The sequence below is a fragment of the Psychrobacter sp. 1U1 genome, assembly GCF_051847535.1.
GTDB lineage: Bacteria > Pseudomonadota > Gammaproteobacteria > Pseudomonadales > Moraxellaceae > Psychrobacter > Psychrobacter saeujeotis.
In genome coordinates this window covers 229,112-248,964 of record NZ_JBPYDD010000003.1, presented here as the reverse complement: position 1 = coordinate 248,964, position 19,853 = coordinate 229,112, and the positions used below count along the sequence as shown (strand labels likewise).

The following is a 19,853-nucleotide window of genomic DNA, read 5'->3' as shown; positions in this document are numbered from 1 at the left end:
CTTATGCAAAATAAATTAATGAGCCTAGTAACGCAAACGGCTAAGCAAGGCAAGAATCAGGCATTAAGTGCCATTCAACCGGCACGCTACCTAAAAGGTTTGACCAAGTCTCAAGTTGGAAAAGGCAAAACTGTCTTGATTACAGGGGCTAGCTCAGGTCTTGGCGAAGGCATGGCGCGGTTGTTTGCAAAATTAGGCTACAATTTAGCCATTTGTGCGCGCCGCACTGATCGTCTAGACCAGCTAAAGACTGAACTGACGAAACTATATCCTGAGATAAGTATTGCGTATCGTGTTTTAGACGTCACCGATTATGATGCGATATTTGAAGTATTTGATGCTTTCGCTGAAGACTTTGGTCATATCGATCGGGTAGTCGTCAACGCTGGGGTAGGTGAAAGTCGCCGTATTGGTAAAGGTCGTTTTGAGACCAATCGCCGTACTGCTGAGATAAACTTTGTTTCTGCATTGGCACAGTGTGAAGCGGCAATGAAAATATTTCGTGCGCAAAATAGTGGTCATCTAGTAGTAATATCAAGTATGTCGGCGATGCGCGGTTTGCCAAAGCATATGACTACTTATGGGGCGAGTAAGGCGGGTTTAGCTTATTTAGCAGAAGGTATTCGAGCCGATATGTTATTAGAGAAATTACCAATCAAAGTATCTACTATTTATCCAGGTTATATCCGTACTGAGATTAATACTAATGCTAAGCCATTGCCTTTTGAGGTTGATACAGACACAGGTACTAAAGCTATGGTTGCTGCTATTGAGTCAGAGACTTCTGAGGCTTGCGTACCAAGCCTGCCATGGTCGATTGTGGGACAAGCGATGAAACATTTGCCACTGAATGTAGTCAATAAAATCAGCTAGTCAATGAACCAATCATTATCTATAGTCGATTCTAAATAAAACAGATACACTATATGTTAACGCAAAACTGGTATAAATTTTTCTGGCATGCTGGGCCTGGGCCGCTCGATGCTGCGTAAAATTCATCTCAGTCCCACTGTATCGTTTTTATACTGAACTCACTGTATATAGCAAAAAACCCTCTATATCAACGTATAGGGGGTTTTTTAGTAATTTTCGAAATCTTTAATCTTTAATCTTTATAAAACAGTATAACTCTTTTATCCTAAATCTAAAAAAACATGTAGCATTTACGCATAGCTAGAGCTAGCTAGCATTATCTAATAAATGCTTTTCACGTAATTTTTGACGCAGTACTTTGCCAACGTTACTTTTTGGTAGTTCACTGACAAATTCGATATGACGCGGGCATTTATAACCCGTTAAATTTTCGAGCGCAAAATCTTTAATGATATCTGCGGTAACGTTACTGTCTGCTGGTACGATATAAATTTTGACAGCTTCGCCTTGGTGTTCATCATCGATACCAATTACCGCACAGTCGATGACACCATCACAATCAAGCATTACTGACTCAATCTCATTGGGGAATACATTAAAGCCTGAGACTAAGATCATATCTTTTTTGCGGTCGAGCAAAGTAAAATAGCCTTTTTCGTCCATACTGACGATATCGCCAGTACGAAAGTAGCCGTCCTTAGTAAAAGTTTCATGATTATCATGATTGAAATAACCAGAAGTTACATTAGGGCCTTTGATACACATCTCACCTGCCTGATGCACGCCAACACGTTGATCTTTGTCATCGATCACAATGATGTCAACACCAGGGCCTGGAACGCCAATCGTCCCATTAAATTTACGATCAGTGACGACGTTGGCTGTACCTACAGCGACGCCTTCTGTCATGCCCCAACCTTCGATCATCGCACAGCCTGTGGTTTCCAGCCAGCGCGCTGCCGTTTGCTCAGTCGCTGCCATCCCGCCTGCTTGCGTGATACGTAGTGAGCTAAAATCTAGCTGTTTAAAGTTTGGCTGATCGAGCAGTCCTTTAAATAGAGTATTGACCGCAGGGAAAATATGGAAAGGCTGCTTTGATAAGGTTTTGATAAACCCTGGCATATCGCGCGGATTGGGTATCAATATAAAGGTATAACCCGAACGCATACCTAATAGGCTAAGCATGAAGGCAAAAATATGATACAGCGGTAGAGCCATAACCATATTAATGTATGCCTCATTCATATTTGAGGTGACAGGTCGGTACCAAGCTTCTGACTGCAGGGCAGCGGCTATGATGTTGCGCTGGGTCAACACAGCTCCTTTTGATAGCCCTGTCGTACCACCCGTGTATTGTAAAATGGCTTTTTGCTCTGATGCCATTGTTGGCGCTTGAAATGGTAACGCTTTGCCTTTTTTAAGGACATCAGGGAATTTGGTTACTTCATGCTTAGGATCATTAAGCTTATATTTAGGGACTAAGCGTTTGACTTGTCGAATCATGGTATTGACCAACATGCCTTTTAGACCCATCATGTCGCCCATTTTTGATAGGACAATACGATTGATAGAAGTCTCATCAACCACTTGTTCAAGCGCTTGAGCAAAGTTATCAACGATAAATATGATTTTAGCGCCTGAATCATTTAGTTGATGACGTAACTCGCGTCCAGTATATAAGGGATTGATAGGGGTACAAACATAGCCTGCGCGCAAAATACCAATCATGATTGGCAAATACTGCGGTACGTTTGGCATCATCAGCGCTACAAGGCTACCTTTTGGTAACCCTTGAGCTTGCAACCATGCAGCGACCGCCAATGATGCTTTATCGACATCATCGTAAGTATGGGTGACACCCATGCAGATACTCATAGGGTGCATACGATAACGATTAAAGCACTCCTCATATAGCTCTACCAAGTTGTCGTATTTATCAGGGTCAATGGTTTTGGGTACAGTACCAGGATAGTGATCCAGCCAAGGTTTGTTCTCTGTCATGGTTAGCGTCCTTAAAGTATATTGATTGCTATAGGGAAAGGGCTTAGAAGAGAGCAGTTCTATTACTGTCAACAATACAAATTAACGCCATCGCGACCAATGTGGCGCTGAATGCGATAATATCCTTATTAATTGACAGGCTGCTAAGATACTTTAGTCGTTATATAACCTAGGCTTAATTTGGAAAATTTGTCCTGTAAAGATTCGCTAAGTAGATTCGACTATAAAATAAACTTGGTCTCTAAAGAAAAATACAACCAAGACTTATTCCATTACCAATTTGAGCAATGAAATAATATAGTTGTATAATTTAACCTTAGAGTAACATAGCTGTAATTGATATTTATATTGGGGTATTAATACTGAAGGGTATATAAAAATAGTAGACAAATGTACTAATATATGGTGCAGGATAGAGTAAAACGGCAGCTAGTAAGGTAGAAAAAATTGTTTTCTGCTATTAAAAAAACGTCTATAAATAAGGAGTGCGCTTATCGTGCAGCCAAGCGTGCTGCTCACACAGATTAAAAACATAGTTACAATTTGATAGCGTACGGCTTGAGTGGGATCTGCACCAGCAAGTATCTGTCCGGTCATCATACCTGGCAGGCTGACGATACCGACGACCAGCATAGAGTTCAGGGTAGGCGTCATGCCGTTGACGACTGCCGCCCGTATTTGCTCGTGTACCGCTTCAAATGGACGCGCAGATAAGCTTAACATCATCTCAATACGCGGCTGCTGCTCATAAAAAGACTCAACAAGCTGATTGCTGGTCAAGGAGATAGCGGTCAAAGAATTACCTAGTATCAGACCCAATATAGGAATAATAAATTGCGGTGTATACCATGGCTGAACGTTTAAAATAAAGCCAATGGCGATGATAGTAACCAATATAGCTGATGTGCTCACCGCAATAAGAGTGTCAGTAAACAATCCTTTATAAGTGCGTTTAACACGACTCTTGGCAGCAGTCCCTGCAATCAAAGTCATAATGGTTAAAATCAATAATACTTCATACCATTGCTCACGCGCAAAAATCCAAGCCAAAATCAGACCAATAAAGCTGAGCTGGACTACGGTACGAATAGCAGCTGTTAATAGAGTCTTAGTCAGTTTTAGACGCAGTCGCCATGACACGATAAGTACAATGACAATCAAACTACTGGCAAGTGCAATGTCACCGTAAGTCAGTAAGATTTGCATATCGTCTGTACTGGTCATATGTGCTTATCCTAGCAGGACTATATCTGTTTAAAAGTGATTTAACTATACTAAAATACTTCGGTTAATACGCCTGCTCGCATATGCCAATGCTTATCTGCTAATGGCATAATATCTTGCGTATCATGAGTTATCCATAATAGAGCGCGTTGAGGTTTTGAGTGTAACCAGCTGATTAGTAAATGTACAAGCTTCGCTGACGTATCAGCATCTAAAGCCGCCGTAGGCTCATCTAAGAGCAGTACTTGAGGATTTAACTGTAATAAACGTAGCGTATTAACCAATTGTCGCTCACCACCTGATAAATGACTGGCCTCTTGCTGTAAAAAGTCTGTTGTACGCTCTAGATATGCAAGCTGCGCTATATGCCAGTCGATATCAAACTGGCTATGCTGATGCGCTTGTAGCCGGTAAGGTATTTGCAGGTTTTCAAGGACACTACCTTCTAGCAGCTGTGGATGCTGAGCAAGTAAAGCAACTTGCGCGCGCCACTGCGTAGGTGAGGCGTCATGAATGCTAAGATAGTCATTGCTATTTTGTCCGCTACCATCTTTATATCCGCTATCGTTTTGACGTAGCCAAACATCGCCTGTAGTTAGAGGTGATAGCCCTGCTAGAACCCTTGATAAGACTGATTTACCACTGCCAGAATGCCCAGTTAATACTGTTACTTGTCCTTCTAATAAAGCGCCACTAACGCCAGTTATCAATTCGCGTTTATGAGTAGATAGAGCATGATCCGACTCTATTTTGAATTTGTTTCTTATATTCGTAAGCCATGTTTGAGACATGGCAGGCTCAATAGCTCTAGTGGGTGTCTCTTTACTGCTCGGATTGACTACGGTAGAGCGCTGACTGTATACCCAAATATTCTGAAAGGTAAGCAAGGGTTTTTTATCAATATTCATGTACGAATGTTATTGCTCAGTAGTATGGTGCGCAATAGCTTGTTGAATACTATCGTGAAGGTTTTTTGGCACTCGTATCGGCCGTATTGGTGCAGCATTAGCCGCTATGTCTGATGTATCAGCATTATCAGCTGGTTCTGGTTTTGTCTGATTTTGCACGCAAGCAATGACAATTTTAGCGCTACTTAACAGAGTCTTTGTAGAAGGGTAGTGATTTTCATTGGCGTCCTGTGACGCATGGCGATGAATACTTTGATAGAATACAATGCTGGCAGGTTTTAGCTCAACTCGATCGATATGTACTTTAATCACTTCATCTAAAAATATTGCCTTTTTGTATTGTAGCTGTGCTTGACTCACTACAAAATGCTGAATTTGACCATCATCAGCATGCATAAAATAGCCGTTTAGACCAAGCTTACTAAACCAGTCGCGGCGACAATTTTCAAAAAACACCAGATGATTGGCATGATAGACTATACCGCCAGCATCCGTATGGTTGATATACACGCGGTAATCGGTAGAGTATAAAGGTAAAGAAGTAGGGTTTGATGGCGCTGTCGTCATAATTTGGCTCACATCGTTTGGCTAAAAAAGTAGCTCAGTAAAGTTATGTCAATGTTTATAAATATATATAAGATAAACATGATTAGAAGAAAAATATGCCGCTACTTGTTGTGTCATAACGGTCAGTAAAGTAAGTTTTCTACTGTATCTTAAGATTTGAAGACACGCAATAAAAAGGTCGACTTAGCGCTTTTTATTGCTATTTATCGTCCTTTTACATTCCAAAATTTAGCAGAATAATTTATAAATCATGAACAAACTTGAACCAGTCAATATAGGATAAAACATGACCCGTTTTGTGAGTTTTAATATCAATGGTATTCGCGCCCGCCAGCATCAGCTTGAAGCTATGCGAGAAGTAATAGACCCTGATGTCATAGGGCTACAAGAAACCAAAGTCCATGATGATCAGTTTCCATTAAAAAATGTAGAAAGTCTTGGCTATCATGTTGAGTATTTTGGACAAAAGGGACATTATGGGGTGGCATTATTGTCTAAAGTTGCGCCTATATTTGTGCAAAAAGGCTTTCCGGGTGACGATGAGGAAGCGCAAAAACGCTTTATTCACGCACGTTATGAGCTGCAAGGCCATGAAATTGATGTGCTTAATGGCTATTTCCCACAAGGGGAGAGTGAAGATCATCCGACTAAGTTTCCAATGAAGCGCGCTTACTATGCAGATTTAATGGCTTATATTGATACGTTAAAAGCAGAAGGTCGTTCGCTTATTATAATGGGTGATATGAATATTGCGCCAGAAGATATCGATATCGGAATTGGTGAAGCCAATGCTAAACGCTGGCTTAAAAATAGAAAAACTTCGTTTTTGCCAGAAGAGCGCGAGTGGTATGCAGACTTAATGTCACGAGAGTTGATTGATACCTATCGTCTTCATTATCCAGAAAGCACTGAATTATATAGCTGGTTTGACTATCGCAGTCGCGGCTTCAATGATGATCCAAAGCGTGGCCTACGTATCGATCATATTTTATGTACCACTGATTTGACTGATCGTTGTGTGGGTGCTGGTATTAGCTATGAGCTACGTGCCATGGAAAAACCCTCTGATCACGCGCCTATTTGGTCAGCGTTTGACTTGAGTCAAGATTAGAGGGTGCGTAAAAGTAATATTGATGAATGAATCTCAACTAAATGTATATTTAGTAAACAACTCTAAAAATTAATTGGTAAGGATTGAGCTATGGCTGTCGGAAACGTTGCAGTACCCAATACTACTTATCCTATTGACGGTATCAGGTTGAGTGCTACCGCAGCAGGCGTGCGTTATAAAGATCGCGACGATTTAGTGGTTATCGAAATAGCTGAGACTGCAACCAGTGCAGTTGTGACGACCAAAAATACGTTTTGCGCTGCACCTGTACGCGTACTGCGAGAGCACTTTGCAAAAATGGCTCCGCGCTACTTGGTGACTAACACAGGTAATGCCAATGCGGGTACAGGTGCCGATGGTAAACGCCGCGCAGAAGAGATTTGCGCAGCTTTGGCGATTAAGGCTGGCGTAGACACCAGTGCGGTGCTGCCGTTCTCTACTGGTGTGATAGGTGAGCCGCTAAATAGTGAAGCGGTCATAGCGGGGTTAGATAAGGCTTTAGACAGCTTAAAAGCAGATAACTGGTTGGCAGCGGCTAACGGGATTCGGACGACTGATACTATTCCTAAGCTTGCAAGCCAAAAAGTGGATATTGCAGATACGAGCTATCATATCACTGGTATATCTAAAGGCTCAGGCATGATCCGCCCTAATATGGCGACCATGCTGGGTTATGTGGCGACTGATGCCAATATTGCAGCTGACCTATTGCAAGAGATGTTGGTTGCTATTAATGAGCAGTCTTTTAACCGTATTACCGTCGATGGCGATACCTCAACCAATGACTGCTGCGTATTGATAGCGACAGGGGCTGCCAGTACCGATGTAATCGATAGTCCTGAGCATCCACATTATCAGTCGCTACTTACTGCCCTAACTGATGTGTTCGTGCGTCTGGCCCAATTAATTGTGCGCGACGGTGAGGGTGCAACAAAGTTTATGACCGTAAAAGTCACCGGTGGTAAAACCACTCAAGAATGCTGCGATGTAGCTTATGCAGTTGCGCATTCACCATTGGTAAAGACAGCGTTCTTTGCAAGCGATGCTAATTGGGGCCGCATCTTAGCAGCCGTTGGTTATGCAGGTATTGAGGATTTAGATACCGAGCAAGTCGATGTATATCTAGATGACGTTATGATCTGTCAAAACGGCGGTGTGGCACCAAATTATACCGAAGAGGCGGGCAAGACAGTCATGAGTCGCCCTGAGATTACTATTCATATTGACTTAGCGCGAGGTGATGCCAGCGACACTGTTTATACCTGTGATCTGTCTTATGATTATGTCAAAATTAATGCAGATTATCGTAGCTAAATAGGCGTTGTATTGATTTTTATTCAATCTCTATTATTAATAGTTTTAGGCTTATAATATAAAAATTCGATAAGGTGTGAGTACGTTTGAATAACACCAGTTGCAAATACTGACGTTACGTTACAAACCAGTTATAGAGGCAAAGCTTATTCAAGACCTATACTAATTGCAGTACAACAATAAGTAGTACTGCTTTTGTTTGGGCATTATATCTAGTCCTTATAGAAGTGTACTTATTATTAATGTTTATATCTTGAAGTGATGTGTTATTTATAAGGCTCTACAAGAGCCATAAATAGACTAACAATATTTAATGAATAAGATATGAGCTATTTAACGATAATTGATTGAGGGTATAAAAATGAAAAAATTAGCAATTGCAGCATTTGCAGCCACTTTTGCATTGGCAGGTTGTTCTACGATGGGCTTAGACGATGAGCGTACCATGGTAGTAGAGGGTCAAGCAGTAAACGTTAAAGTTGTGAACATTCCAAGCTTTGAAGTAGAAGTTGCCCCGCGCAAAGCACTTTGTGAGCGTATGGATACTACTGGAAATACAGTTGAAACACAGTGTTTACAATACCGCCAAAGCTATCAAAAAAATTACAACACGTTGAACGGTAGCATCCAAGGCTTTACCTATGAGCCAAACTATCGCTACATGTTAGATGTGCGTCAAGAAGCAATTGCTGATACTGAAACTGGTGTGGTTAAGCCTGTTTGGATCTTAAACGACGTTATCTCAAAAACTGCTGAATAATATTTTTTATTACAATTACTAAGTAGTTAGTAAGAACGCCAAAAAAAGCCTCTAAGTTATTAGAGGCTTTTTTATGGTAGTTATTAACTTTATATTCTTAAATCATAGTTTTAGCACTGGCTATAGTTGACGCTAACACCATGGGTAGCGGTAGGTATGCGATTATCTGCATAGACAGCAAGACCGCCTCGTGCCGTTTCTTTATATTTGTCCGACATATCGGCACCAGTTTGTTTCATGGTCTCAATTGCCTTATCTAATGAAACAAAATGCTGACCGTTGCCTCGGCAGGCAAGACGAGCGGCGTTGATTGCTTTTACAGCGCCCATGGCATTACGTTCAATACAAGGTACTTGTACGAGACCGCCAACAGGATCACAGGTAAGACCTAGATTATGCTCAATGCCGATCTCAGCTGCGTTGAGACATTTGGCAGGATCGCCGCCCATAATCTCTGCTAATGCAGATGCAGCCATCGCACAAGCAGAGCCGACTTCACCTTGGCAGCCAACTTCAGCACCAGAGATTGACGCATTTTGTTTGATTAAGCTACCGATTGCCGTGGCATTTAACAAGAATTTGTGAGCACCTGCTTGACTGTAGTTCGATAAAAAGTCGCGATAATAGCACATAACTGCAGGGATAATACCAGCAGCACCATTGGTTGGAGCAGTGACGACATTACCCCCATTTGCATTTTCTTCATTGACGGCAAGGGCATATAGATCAACCCAATCCATTGCAGCAAGCTTATCGGTTTTTGCAATAGGTTTGTCTTTTTCAGCACATAGCTGCAGATACAACGCTTGAGCACGGCGTTTGACGTCCAGACCACCTGGTAAAATGCCACTGTTCTGACAACCTTGTTCGACACAGTTTTGCATTACCCCCCAAATAGAATCTAGATAGGCAAAAATCTCTTCTTTATCACGATAATGGCATTCGTTTGCCAATACCAACTCGCTCACACTTAACTTGTGCTGACGACACTGCTCAAGTAGCTCAGCTGCAGTATTGAAAGGATAAGGGACTATATCTATCGTTGGCGTACCATGATCTTCATCTGGATTATGTGCATCATCGTCATTAATAACGAAGCCACCACCGACTGAGTAATAAGTTTGCTGATAATGAGTGTCGTCTGCCAATAGGGCACGAATGGTCAGCGCATTAGGATGATAAGGGAGGACAGTATCATCATACCAGTAGATATCATGCTCTGTATCAAAGTCGATAACATGATGTCCTGATACATTCATTTTTTTATCTGAAAAGATAGGTGTGAGGTATTGGCTGGTCAGTCGTGTATCGATGGTACTTGGCGTATGACCAAGTAAACCTAAGAGAATAGCTGTATCAGTTGCATGCCCTTTACCTGTTGCAGCAAGTGAGCCATATAGTTCAATCTCTAATTTTGTGATGTCTGTCAGCTCGAATTGTTTACTCAAAGAAGTCAAAAATAAGTTAGCGGCTACCATAGGCCCTACGGTATGTGAGCTTGAAGGACCAATACCAATTTTAAATAGATCAAATACACTAATCATAATAAATTACCAAAAAATAAAAGAGAGTAAATAGGGTTGTTATCGTAGCCAACTTATTAATAAAAACGACTCTATCGCTTAATCAATATCACAAGCGTGCATAATTACAATAAAGAGTAGTCATTGCTAAACAATGAATTCGAAGCAGCATTTATATAAGCGCTTAAACTCGGTAGTACGAATGACGGAAGAATAATAGCTTTTGTTTATTATAGATTTCCGTTATGATGCTTGGCGTTAATGCCTATGTAACATCCTGTAAGCTGTTGCTGCTATGAGGCATACTGGGTCAAAATCCGCCAAAGCGACGGATTTAGTAGAACATATCTTGCATCAGACATCTAGTAAAATGTACCAAATTTGTATAAACAACCACCATTTGTTAAGTATACCAGTGTTGCAGGTTAAGCTAAATAAATATTGTTAGATGAAGTCAGCAATATGGTGAGATATACTAAATAGGATGGTGCTTGCGTCATTAACTCTTTATTTATCCTTTTTAGCTATTATTTTCGGCCACATAGGACACGCGCATGGTAACTCCTCCAGAAGACCCCGCCAAGACACAGCATTCATCTCACTCAGAAAATAGCGCCAAAACTCAAACCCCTCCAACGGCATTAGAAGCAGCAGGTATCAGTCTAGCTACAATGCAACTTGCCAATAACCCAGACTTTGAAAATGGACGCTGGTTCCCCACATGGCGACCTTATCGTGGGGATCTTGACCACAATCCTGTCGGTATCAATGAATATCTACCCGCTTCTAAAAGTATTTTACTTGGTGTTCAGCATACCTTTGCTATGTTTGGTGCCACCGTCCTTGCACCGCTATTAATGGGTTTTGATCCTAACTTGGCTATTTTGATGTCAGGTATCTGTACGGTGATGTTTTTTATGATTACCGGCGGTCGTATGCCCAGCTATCTTGGCTCAAGCTTTGCCTTTATTGGCCCTGTCATTGCTGTGACAGCTTATGCTGGCGTAGGCTTTAATACCAATTTAGATGTCGCTTTAGGCGGCATTATGGCCTGCGGGATTATTTATGCGCTAATAGGCTTGTTAGTAATGAAAACTGGCACAGGCTGGATTGAGCGTTTAATGCCGCCTATTGTGACTGGTGCTATTGTCATGATTATCGGTCTTAATCTAGCACCAGTTACTATTCAAGGGGTGTCGGCCAATCAGTTTGACGCATGGATGGCAGCATTAACTGTGCTACTAATCAGTAGTGTGGCAGTGTTTACTCGCGGTATGCTAAGACGTTTGCTGTTATTAGTGGGTTTGATATTATCCTACATCGCCTACTATGTTATGACTAACTTATTGGGTTTTGGCACAGCGATTGATTTTACAAGTGTGGCTGCTGCCTCATGGTTTGGGCTACCAGGTATACATGCGCCGCGTTTTGAGATGAGTGCTATTATCTTGATAGCGCCTGTGGCTTTTATTCTCGTTGCCGAAAATCTTGGACACTTTAAAGCAGTAGAAGGAATGACCAAATCACGCGTTACGCCTTATATGGGCCGTGCATTTTTAGCTGACGGTGTGGCGACGACGTTTTCAGCGGGGTTTGGTGGTACTGGGGTGACGACTTATGCTGAAAACATCGGTGTGATGGCGGTAACCAAGGTCTATAGTACAACTATCTTTGTCATAGCAGGTTTGGTTGCTATTTTACTAGGATTGTCGCCAAAGTTTGGCGCTATTATTCAGACGATTCCTCCAGCATTATTGGGCGGTGCCTCTATTGTCGTTTTTGGCTTGATTGCTATTGCTGGGGTGAAGATATGGATAGACAGTCACATTGATTTTAGCAGAAACAGCAATCTTATCATTGCTGCCGTTACGGTGATTATGGGTACGGGGAACTTTAGCTTACATCTAGGAGGTTTTGACTTAGGTGGTATCGGTACAGCAACTCTGACCGCTATCATACTAAACGCTTTGTTTAATAGTCAAAAAGAGTAGAGTATTATATTTAGGTATTCTTATACCTAACAATAGTTATTGTAATGATGAACAGCCTTTACTAGTATTTACGTCTATAAAACCTTGAAAAAAATCGATAACGACGCAGCGCGCCTGGCTTGGGTTTGATTGAGCCTAAATATATGGCAAACATAGTCAGTAGCGCGCCGCTCCATTGTAAAGTATTGATAGGTTTGTCCAGCCAGCTATAATCGATAATTAGCGCTGCAACTGGCTCAGTTAATAAAAGCAGTCCTGTTAGTGCCAATGATAATTTAGGTATAGAATAGGCAATTAACCCCCATGCCACACATTGCATCACCGCGCCATAGACCAGCACCCAACCAACCTCAGACAACGTATTAGGCATTATATTGCCCGTATCTAAAACGAGCATTGGCACGATCATAGCGAGCACCCCGCCAATACTAATCAGTTGCATCAATACAAAGATCGGGGTCGGTTCTGTATCATGAGTCTTACGAATAAAAGTCATAGACGCAGCCAACATCCCTCCTGACACAATGCCAGCAATAAAACCCCAAGTCGCGTTAGTGTTATGCGCAAACTCAGGGCTACCAATCATTGCCACGCCCAACATCGCTAGGCACAGACTGAGTAGCTGTAAGGCAGACTGACGCTCATTAAAGTATAAAAACCCGATAGCCGCCAAAAAGAAAATCTGTAAACTGTTGAGTAAGGTTGAGATGCCAGGGCCAACGGCATAGATACTCTCATGCCAAAGCGCTAAATCCAATCCTAAAAATACGCCCGATAATAAACCGTAGATGATGGCACGCCTTGAGTGCGGCATCCTTTGTCCAGTCAACTTTGCCAATATTGCAAATATAACGCCTGAAATAGCAAGGCGCCAAAAGGCCATTGCCCAACCGCCAATATCGACATGGGCGACAATTAGGCTTCCTAAGCCAAAAATAATACAACCAATCGTTAAACCAATCGGTGCAGAATATGAAGAGGCAACCGCCATAAATTATCCTTATACCACAATCATGTGATCAGATAGGCAAATAAAAATAACGCTCAGACTATAGTGACTGTCGCAAAGAATTTTGAATCTACAAGGCAAAAAACAAGGTTAAAACATTGAGCTTATAGTGATGTTATAAGCGGCTTATACGTTTCTGGCGGCTTAAAAGTAGCTAAAAATGTACAATGATAAACGCTTCACTTTATTATACAAGGGGTATTAATATCTCTTGAGAACAACGGCGATATTTTTTTATAAATGCATCGCTTGTCTTAATACATGACAAATTTTTGACACATTATGCATATCAGAGTCACATTCTTACAAGACTAGTGTTGGTTAAATTGCTACTATTTGCTACTGTGATTACTTATAATCGTAAGTCTCAATCGCTTACTATTCTAGTCAGTTCTGCACGTCTTTTTTGCACTTCTTTTTGTACTTTTTATTGTTATTAATGCCTTTAACAACGATTACGGTAGGCATTGATACTTTTAAATTAGGTTTGACTATGTCTCAACACTCCATACTAAAATGGTCAACAGTTGCGCAAATGTTATCAAAGCGACAATCTGTACCATTATCAGCGCCCACTTTATCACTATTACAAGGCTCGCGACTATCTTTGATGGCTGGTATATTGTTAACTACCGTATTTTCAATGCCGACAGCCAACGCTGCTAGCTGCAAAATACCCAAAAGCTACTATAAAAACGTCTCTTGTACGTCCGCTAGTGGCCATTACTTAGCGATAACAGACTTTGGCGCACCAGTTGCATTGATTAATAGCAAAGGTAAAAGGGTCGTTGATCTGTCACGCTACCAAAAGGTGGATGCCAATAATATGGCAGGCGGATTATTGCCTGTATTGCGTCATGGCCGCGTCGGTTATATCAATATGCAAGGTCGTGAAGTGGTTCCTACCATATACGAGATGTTCAAGGGCAATGGAGGCTGGGCGCGTCCAGTGTCTGAGGGCCGTATCGTTGTCAAAAGAAACGGTGATTATGGCGTTATCGGCACTGGCAACCAGACAATCGTACCTTTCTCATCAACAATCACTGATATTGACGATTACCGAGGTGGGGTTGCTCGCATACGTAGAAACCAGTCTACAAGCTGGCTGGACAAAAATGGCAAAACCACTAGCGACCCCAATGCTAAAGAGGGTAACAGTGGGGCAATGTCTGCTACTGCTCAAACGCAGCAACCAAGACCCACACCTTTCACGACTTTGCAGCCTCATCAGCAAGATGGTCGTTGGGGTTTCGTTGATGATAAAAACGTCACTATGATTACTTATTCATTTGACGAAGTACGCTCATTTTCTGAAGGATTGGCTGCCGTGCGTCTGAATGATAAATGGGGGTTTGTAAATCTAGGGGGTGAGCTGGTTATACCATTTCGATTCGAGGATAGTGGCTTGATTGCTGATAATGAGAATAACAGTAATAAAGATACAAGCAATGTCGAAGATGAAAGCAGCGCTGAAGATACAAGTGCTAAAAAACCGACTGCGTTTATATTTAAAGATAACAAAGCGTGGGTAGGCAATCTAAAAGATGGTAGTAAGATTTGTATTGATAAAAAAGGTGATAACGTCAGCTGCGAATAGTCGCAAATGAGTAAAAAATTGTCAAAAAAAAGGCTAGGATGCATGTGTCGTTTATGCTTCTAGCCTCTTTTTTTTGGAGTTAATAGAATAGAGCTTTAAAAAAACAATATAAACTGTTTAATTTAATAGATGATTGCGTATTAAATCAACAAGATAAGGTTGATAGTACGCTGGAATATCATGTGCCATGCCCTCAATTAAATGGAATTTCGCATTTGGAATGGTCTTAGCCACTACGCGACCTTGCGAAGCTGGCAGTAAACCATCTGCACTACCATGAATAACAATGGTTGGCGCTTTGACTTGCTTACTAAAGCGACTAATAGAGCCTGATGCTAAAATAGCATTTAACTGCTGCACCGTACCTAGCGGGTGGAAGTTACGTTGATAGCGAAGTTTGGCAATTTCGCGTACCGTTCGTACGTTAACATGACCGGGCGTCCCTACTGTTTTCATAAACCAGACACTATGGCGTACGATATCACGCTCAGAATGACTCTCAGGACGATTGATCAAGGTATATAACTGCTTGGGTTTGGGTGGCTTTAAAAAAGCACGATTGGTCGTGGTAAACATCAGCGCTAGACGCTCTACTAAACTTGGATAGCGCGCAGCAACGATCTGTGCAATCATACCGCCCATAGAAGCGCCGAGCAGATGTGTACTACCAAGATTCAAGGCCTTGATTAGGCGTACAGTATCTTCTGCCATATCGGTTAGGTTGTAAGCAACCTGTTGGCTCTTGTTGGACAGCCCCGTTTGCAAACGCAGCATCATCTTAAGCTGGCTTACACGTGGCAAACCCTCAATCTGAACTTTAGAAGACAGACCAATATCACGATTGTCAAAACGAATCACAAAAAAACCAGCATCAATCAGACGTTTTATAAAGTCATCTGGCCAAAACACCATTTGCGAGCCAAGACCCATTACCATAAGTAGGGGCGGATGAGTAGGATTCCCACCAGCTTCGACACATAGGTTAATACCATCACCGATATCAATCATGGCTTGATAAAGATGATCGCTCAGATCTGACGCTCGCCAGTTATGCTCACCAAGCGTTTCCCAAGCTGGTGTAGGGTAGCTGTATGCTGAATCAACAGGCATTGGAAAACTATCAGAAACATCAGGTAAGCCTGTTACCTCAGATTTGTCCCTAATTTGTGTGTCTATAGGCTTGTTTGAGCCAAAATAAGGGGTGGTGTCATCAGAATAATTCGAATTCGTCATGGGATATCCTAGTTAGCGTTCTGTAAATCTAGACTTCCATCATCTCAAAATCTAACTTACCAACACCGCATTCAGGACATGTCCAGTCATCAGGGATATCATCCCATTTAGTACCAGGAGCGATACCTTCTTCAGGGCAGCCGAGCTCCTCATCATAAATCCAACCACACACAATACATTCATAACGTTTCATACATAATCCTATCAATTGTTACTGGTTCTATCTTTATTAGCAGCCTGCAAAAGCGCCCGTAGTTTATCATATAACGACACTTTACGTGGTTAAGTTTACACTTGTATATTGAGATAAGTAAGCATTTATCAAGTTATAGATTACATTTTACTTGATGTAATTGACCTTATCTATCTGTGTTGGCTCATCAAAATAACAGTCATTGTGTTATGATGAGCGCCGCCAATTTAGGCATTACATGCATTTTTACTACTGTACATGATTTTAAATGAAGGGTGATTATGAGCGTTACTACCGCCGCTATACCAGTTGATAACAAATCCAAGCCATCTCATGTGCTGAATACTGACCATCCATTTTGGCAAATTATACGTACTGTACCTGACTTTCCAAAAGTCGGCATTGATTTTTATGATATTACGCCGTTACTGCGTAGTCATATTGATGAGGTTATCGATGCGCTTTTGGCAGCATTACCTGATGGACTGATCGATGAAGTGGATTGTTTGGGGGCGGTTGAAGCACGCGGTTTTGTATTTGCAAGCTTACTGGCAGGTCGATTGGGTAAAGGGATGATACTGCTACGCAAACCAGGCAAATTGCCACCACCAGTTGCTAATAAGGCTTATGCGCTAGAGTACGGCAAAGATACTCTAGAGATGCAAAATAACTTGCCACCTGAGCGCGTACTATTGGTTGATGATATTTTGGCGACCGGTGGCACGCTTACGACTGCTTATGAGCTATGTAGATCAGCTGAACATACGGTAGTAGGGGCTTTAGTATTGCTTGATCTAGTCGACTTACATGGTGAGTTTGCAGTGCCTGTTTACACAGTTTTGAAGGCTTAAATATCGCTGTTAAAATACGAAAAAAGCGCACCAACTTAATTGTTAGGGCGCTTTTTTATTAAATAAGGGCAGCTATATCATTTTGTATGAATTATTAGCGTAATGCTGCCAACGTCTGAGCCAGCTCGTCGCGTGCACCAATAAAACCATCAATGCCTTTAGGCAACAAATCTTGTGTGATTTTATCCTGTTGATACTCATGAATAAAAGCCTCATGAGTCAAGCTGACCTTTTTCATAGCATCCGCATCTGTAGCCATAGCAGATGAGAGTTGAGGCGTAACGCTTGTATCCATTGCAGCCAATTCATCAATAAGGTTTGGCGCAATGGTTAGCAAGTCACAACCTGCCAATGCAAGTATTTGCTCAACTGAGCGAAAACTTGCTCCCATCACTTGTGTGTCATAGCCATGCTGCTTATAGTATTGATAAATAAGCTTTACTGATTGTACGCCCATATCGTCAGAGACGGGGACGTTTTGACGGTTTTGTTGGCGTTTTTGCCAATCTAAAATACGACCGACAAAAGGTGAAATCAGGGTGACCCCTGCATCAGCGCAAGCGACGGCTTGATGTTGTCCAAATAATAACGTTAAGTTGCAATGGATACCTTGAGTCTCAAGGTAGCGCGCCGCTTCAATCCCTTGCCAAGTAGCGGCCATTTTGATCAAGATACGCTCAGAGTTGATGCCTGCTTTTTGGTAAGCGTCCATAAACTCTAAAGCTTTATCAATAGTCGCTTGTGTGTCATAAGATAAGCGAGCATCAACCTCTGTAGATACGCGACCTTCGATCAACTCTAAAATATCGCAGCCAATTTGAATGGTAAGCGCGTCGATGACTGCGTCCACATTGCCTTGATGTTGGCTCATGGTTTCTAGCAGCAGCGTTTGATTGTCAGAGTTCATAAGTGCTTTGGTGATTAAGCTTGGATTGGTGGTCGCATCGATAGGTTTTAGTCGCGCAATAGCGGCAAGGTCGCCTGTATCTGCAACAATAGTGGTCATGGTGCTAAGTTGTTGTAATGCGCTCATCATATATCCTTATAAAAACAGTTAACGGTAGCCATTCGCCTAATAGCGGTATGACTCATATGAAACTGTAGCACAATTTGCTATGTAAATTTGCATGATAGTTTGGCTGGTACTGTTTTCCCAAGTATATATTCGGCAATCATAAAAAAGATGGTCCTTTATCATGATTTTGTGTCATTTAGTTTATTTACGCATGGGCACTGTGCAAGGTTTTTGCTATAGTAGAGGCGGTTGTTCGATTGGCTGTCAAGTTTTCCAACCGTTAACTTATAAAAAATAAGTTGTAAAGGTTAAATAATACGAACCGAATTATAAAAACTGAGCCATAAATAAGATAAAGATAAAACACCTTAAATATATTGGTGACATGCTAGATACGTTAGTATTTAAGGTTGTAGTGACACTAACAGGAATAAAAAGGATAAGCGGTAATGAGTGAGCAGTCTTCAAAACAAAACACAAATCATCTAAATCCAACTGCCGCAAGTACAAGCGATACCGCGACCGATCAAGAATTTTTGAACCAACTGCGCCACAGTATTGATGCGGTCGACACTGAAATACATACGCTGATAAACGACCGGGCCAAGCTTGCTCAACAAGTGGCAACTGTCAAAAAGGAGCATGTGGCAAAAAGTGGTGTTGCTGCTGAGCAAAATCCTATTTTTTATCGTCCAGAACGCGAAGCACAAGTGTTGAAAGCGGTCATGGAGCGTAATACTGGTCCAATCGCTGATGAAAAAATGGCACGTTTGTTCCGTGAGATCATGTCGGTTTGCTTGGATTTAGAAGCACCGCAGCGTATTGCATTTTTAGGTCCAGTTGGTACCTTTACTCACGCTGCCGCCTTAAAGCATTTTGGTAAAGCTGCTGACACCGTACCGATGACGACCATTACTGATGTATTCCGTGAAGTTGAAGCTGGTACTGCTATGTATGGTGTGGTACCTGTTGAAAATTCTTCAGAAGGGGTGGTCAACCATACTTTGGATGGATTCTTATCTTCAACGTTGAAGATTATTGGGGAAGTTGAGTTACCCATTCATCAAAACTTTCTTGTTGCTGAACATACTAAGGTTGATAGCTTAAGCCGTATTTATTCACACCAGCAGTCCCTTGCCCAGTGTCGTCATTGGCTCGATGTTAATTTTCCTAATGTTGAGCGTGTGGCAGTATCAAGTAATGGTGAAGCGGCCCGTCGTCTTAAAAACGAGTGGCATTCAGCAGCTATCGCAGGTGATGTCGCCGCTGCAGAGTATGATCTGCATAAGCTATATTCAAATATTGAAGACAATCCTAGTAATACCACGCGTTTTTTAATTGTTGGTCATGAGGCCATTGCGCCATCAGGACAAGACAAGACTTCTATTGTGGTCTCAGCTCATGACAAAGCAGGTGCCCTAATCGAAATCCTCAAGCCATTGTCATATCATGGTGTGTCGATGACCAGCATTGAGACTCGACCTGAACGCCCTAATAAATGGGCTTATGTCTTCTTTATTGATATGAATGGTCATATTCAAGATGTAAATGTGAGTGCAGCTATCGATGATATTCGGCCGTTGGTGAAAGATGTACGTGTACTAGGCTCATATCCGAAAGCCGTGCTATAGAGCGCTTGTTATACAATGGATGTTGTATGAATAAAGCGGTCATCGAATGCGT

At 41.8% G+C, this 19,853-nt stretch carries 17 protein-coding genes; 8 read left to right on the top strand and 9 right to left on the bottom strand.

Going from position 1 to position 19,853, the window contains the following annotated elements; genetic code table 11:
- Positions 1-3 precede the first annotated feature (3 nt).
- Positions 4-873 carry an SDR family oxidoreductase gene (locus ACS8FB_RS05555; RefSeq protein ID WP_439261449.1) on the top strand — a complete coding sequence of 290 codons (870 nt, stop codon included), beginning with the start codon at positions 4-6 and terminating at the stop codon, positions 871-873.
- Positions 874-1,179: 306 nt separating this feature from the next.
- On the opposite strand, the gene ACS8FB_RS05550 is transcribed toward ACS8FB_RS05555, so the two are convergent.
- The 4 genes from ACS8FB_RS05550 to ACS8FB_RS05535 all read right to left on the bottom strand — a co-directional run bounded on the left by ACS8FB_RS05550 (position 1,180) and on the right by ACS8FB_RS05535 (position 5,573).
- Complete coding sequence (locus ACS8FB_RS05550; protein WP_439261448.1) at positions 1,180-2,874, bottom strand: AMP-binding protein; 1,695 nt, start codon at positions 2,872-2,874, stop codon at positions 1,180-1,182.
- A 429-nt stretch (positions 2,875-3,303) separates the two neighbouring features.
- The gene (locus ACS8FB_RS05545; RefSeq protein WP_439261447.1) at positions 3,304-4,098 is read right to left on the bottom strand and encodes an ABC transporter permease; all 795 of its coding nucleotides are present in this window, start codon (positions 4,096-4,098) and stop codon (positions 3,304-3,306) included.
- 50 nt (positions 4,099-4,148) lie between these two features.
- Positions 4,149-5,006 carry an ABC transporter ATP-binding protein gene (locus ACS8FB_RS05540; RefSeq protein ID WP_439261446.1) on the bottom strand — a complete coding sequence of 286 codons (858 nt, stop codon included), beginning with the start codon at positions 5,004-5,006 and terminating at the stop codon, positions 4,149-4,151.
- A gap of 9 nt (positions 5,007-5,015) precedes the next feature.
- Positions 5,016-5,573 carry a thioesterase family protein gene (locus ACS8FB_RS05535; protein WP_439261445.1) on the bottom strand — a complete coding sequence of 186 codons (558 nt, stop codon included), beginning with the start codon at positions 5,571-5,573 and terminating at the stop codon, positions 5,016-5,018.
- A gap of 286 nt (positions 5,574-5,859) precedes the next feature.
- Here ACS8FB_RS05535 and xthA point away from each other — a divergent pair, with 286 nt between their 5' ends.
- From xthA to ACS8FB_RS05520, 3 genes are all read left to right on the top strand, one after another.
- Positions 5,860-6,684, top strand: a complete 825-nt coding sequence (xthA, locus tag ACS8FB_RS05530; RefSeq protein ID WP_439261444.1) for an exodeoxyribonuclease III — start codon at positions 5,860-5,862, stop codon at positions 6,682-6,684.
- Positions 6,685-6,774: 90 nt separating this feature from the next.
- Positions 6,775-7,998, top strand: a complete 1,224-nt coding sequence (argJ, locus tag ACS8FB_RS05525; protein WP_439261443.1) for a bifunctional glutamate N-acetyltransferase/amino-acid acetyltransferase ArgJ — start codon at positions 6,775-6,777, stop codon at positions 7,996-7,998.
- A gap of 361 nt (positions 7,999-8,359) precedes the next feature.
- Positions 8,360-8,758: a DUF4377 domain-containing protein gene (locus ACS8FB_RS05520; protein ID WP_439261442.1), complete on the top strand. Its 399-nt coding sequence runs from the start codon at positions 8,360-8,362 to the stop codon at positions 8,756-8,758.
- Positions 8,759-8,868: 110 nt separating this feature from the next.
- On the opposite strand, the gene ACS8FB_RS05515 is transcribed toward ACS8FB_RS05520, so the two are convergent.
- Entirely contained in the window at positions 8,869-10,305 is a 1,437-nt protein-coding gene (locus ACS8FB_RS05515) for an L-serine ammonia-lyase (protein WP_439261633.1), read from the bottom strand.
- 530 nt (positions 10,306-10,835) lie between these two features.
- On the opposite strand from ACS8FB_RS05515, the gene ACS8FB_RS05510 reads away from it, so the two are divergent.
- Positions 10,836-12,272, top strand: a complete 1,437-nt coding sequence (locus ACS8FB_RS05510; protein ID WP_439261441.1) for a solute carrier family 23 protein — start codon at positions 10,836-10,838, stop codon at positions 12,270-12,272.
- Between the two features lie 61 nt (positions 12,273-12,333).
- Here the strand turns inward: ACS8FB_RS05510 and ACS8FB_RS05505 are convergent, their stop codons facing one another.
- Positions 12,334-13,263: a DMT family transporter gene (locus ACS8FB_RS05505; protein WP_439261440.1), complete on the bottom strand. Its 930-nt coding sequence runs from the start codon at positions 13,261-13,263 to the stop codon at positions 12,334-12,336.
- Positions 13,264-13,774: 511 nt separating this feature from the next.
- On the opposite strand from ACS8FB_RS05505, the gene ACS8FB_RS05500 reads away from it, so the two are divergent.
- Complete coding sequence (locus ACS8FB_RS05500) at positions 13,775-14,878, top strand: WG repeat-containing protein (RefSeq protein ID WP_439261439.1); 1,104 nt, start codon at positions 13,775-13,777, stop codon at positions 14,876-14,878.
- A 117-nt stretch (positions 14,879-14,995) separates the two neighbouring features.
- Here the strand turns inward: ACS8FB_RS05500 and ACS8FB_RS05495 are convergent, their stop codons facing one another.
- Together ACS8FB_RS05495 and ACS8FB_RS05490 are read right to left on the bottom strand one after the other, a co-directional pair.
- Entirely contained in the window at positions 14,996-15,886 is an 891-nt protein-coding gene (locus tag ACS8FB_RS05495) for an alpha/beta fold hydrolase (protein ID WP_420884186.1), read from the bottom strand.
- A 253-nt stretch (positions 15,887-16,139) separates the two neighbouring features.
- Entirely contained in the window at positions 16,140-16,304 is a 165-nt protein-coding gene (locus ACS8FB_RS05490; protein WP_058368698.1) for a rubredoxin, read from the bottom strand.
- 281 nt (positions 16,305-16,585) lie between these two features.
- Here ACS8FB_RS05490 and ACS8FB_RS05485 point away from each other — a divergent pair, with 281 nt between their 5' ends.
- Positions 16,586-17,155, top strand: coding sequence for an adenine phosphoribosyltransferase (locus tag ACS8FB_RS05485; protein ID WP_299220490.1), 570 nt, complete (start codon positions 16,586-16,588; stop codon positions 17,153-17,155).
- A gap of 94 nt (positions 17,156-17,249) precedes the next feature.
- Here the strand turns inward: ACS8FB_RS05485 and ACS8FB_RS05480 are convergent, their stop codons facing one another.
- Positions 17,250-18,188: a transaldolase gene (locus ACS8FB_RS05480; RefSeq protein WP_439261438.1), complete on the bottom strand. Its 939-nt coding sequence runs from the start codon at positions 18,186-18,188 to the stop codon at positions 17,250-17,252.
- 431 nt (positions 18,189-18,619) lie between these two features.
- On the opposite strand from ACS8FB_RS05480, the gene pheA reads away from it, so the two are divergent.
- Entirely contained in the window at positions 18,620-19,801 is a 1,182-nt protein-coding gene (gene pheA / locus ACS8FB_RS05475) for a prephenate dehydratase (RefSeq protein ID WP_439261437.1), read from the top strand.
- Positions 19,802-19,853: the final 52 nt, after the last annotated feature.

What these genes read in the sequence shown, in the direction of transcription:
- ACS8FB_RS05555 (WP_439261449.1), top strand. Translation starts at nt 4, where the DNA reads ATGCAAAATAAATTAATGAGCCTAGTAACGCAAACGGCTAAGCAAGGC.
- ACS8FB_RS05550 (WP_439261448.1), bottom strand. Translation starts at nt 2,874, where the DNA reads ATGACAGAGAACAAACCTTGGCTGGATCACTATCCTGGTACTGTACCC.
- ACS8FB_RS05545 (WP_439261447.1), bottom strand. Translation starts at nt 4,098, where the DNA reads ATGACCAGTACAGACGATATGCAAATCTTACTGACTTACGGTGACATT.
- ACS8FB_RS05540 (WP_439261446.1), bottom strand. Translation starts at nt 5,006, where the DNA reads ATGAATATTGATAAAAAACCCTTGCTTACCTTTCAGAATATTTGGGTA.
- ACS8FB_RS05535 (WP_439261445.1), bottom strand. Translation starts at nt 5,573, where the DNA reads ATGACGACAGCGCCATCAAACCCTACTTCTTTACCTTTATACTCTACC.
- xthA (WP_439261444.1), top strand. Translation starts at nt 5,860, where the DNA reads ATGACCCGTTTTGTGAGTTTTAATATCAATGGTATTCGCGCCCGCCAG.
- argJ (WP_439261443.1), top strand. Translation starts at nt 6,775, where the DNA reads ATGGCTGTCGGAAACGTTGCAGTACCCAATACTACTTATCCTATTGAC.
- ACS8FB_RS05520 (WP_439261442.1), top strand. Translation starts at nt 8,360, where the DNA reads ATGAAAAAATTAGCAATTGCAGCATTTGCAGCCACTTTTGCATTGGCA.
- ACS8FB_RS05510 (WP_439261441.1), top strand. Translation starts at nt 10,836, where the DNA reads ATGGTAACTCCTCCAGAAGACCCCGCCAAGACACAGCATTCATCTCAC.
- ACS8FB_RS05505 (WP_439261440.1), bottom strand. Translation starts at nt 13,263, where the DNA reads ATGGCGGTTGCCTCTTCATATTCTGCACCGATTGGTTTAACGATTGGT.
- ACS8FB_RS05500 (WP_439261439.1), top strand. Translation starts at nt 13,775, where the DNA reads ATGTCTCAACACTCCATACTAAAATGGTCAACAGTTGCGCAAATGTTA.
- ACS8FB_RS05495 (WP_420884186.1), bottom strand. Translation starts at nt 15,886, where the DNA reads ATGATTGATATCGGTGATGGTATTAACCTATGTGTCGAAGCTGGTGGG.
- ACS8FB_RS05490 (WP_058368698.1), bottom strand. Translation starts at nt 16,304, where the DNA reads ATGAAACGTTATGAATGTATTGTGTGTGGTTGGATTTATGATGAGGAG.
- ACS8FB_RS05485 (WP_299220490.1), top strand. Translation starts at nt 16,586, where the DNA reads ATGAGCGTTACTACCGCCGCTATACCAGTTGATAACAAATCCAAGCCA.
- ACS8FB_RS05480 (WP_439261438.1), bottom strand. Translation starts at nt 18,188, where the DNA reads ATGAGCGCATTACAACAACTTAGCACCATGACCACTATTGTTGCAGAT.
- pheA (WP_439261437.1), top strand. Translation starts at nt 18,620, where the DNA reads ATGAGTGAGCAGTCTTCAAAACAAAACACAAATCATCTAAATCCAACT.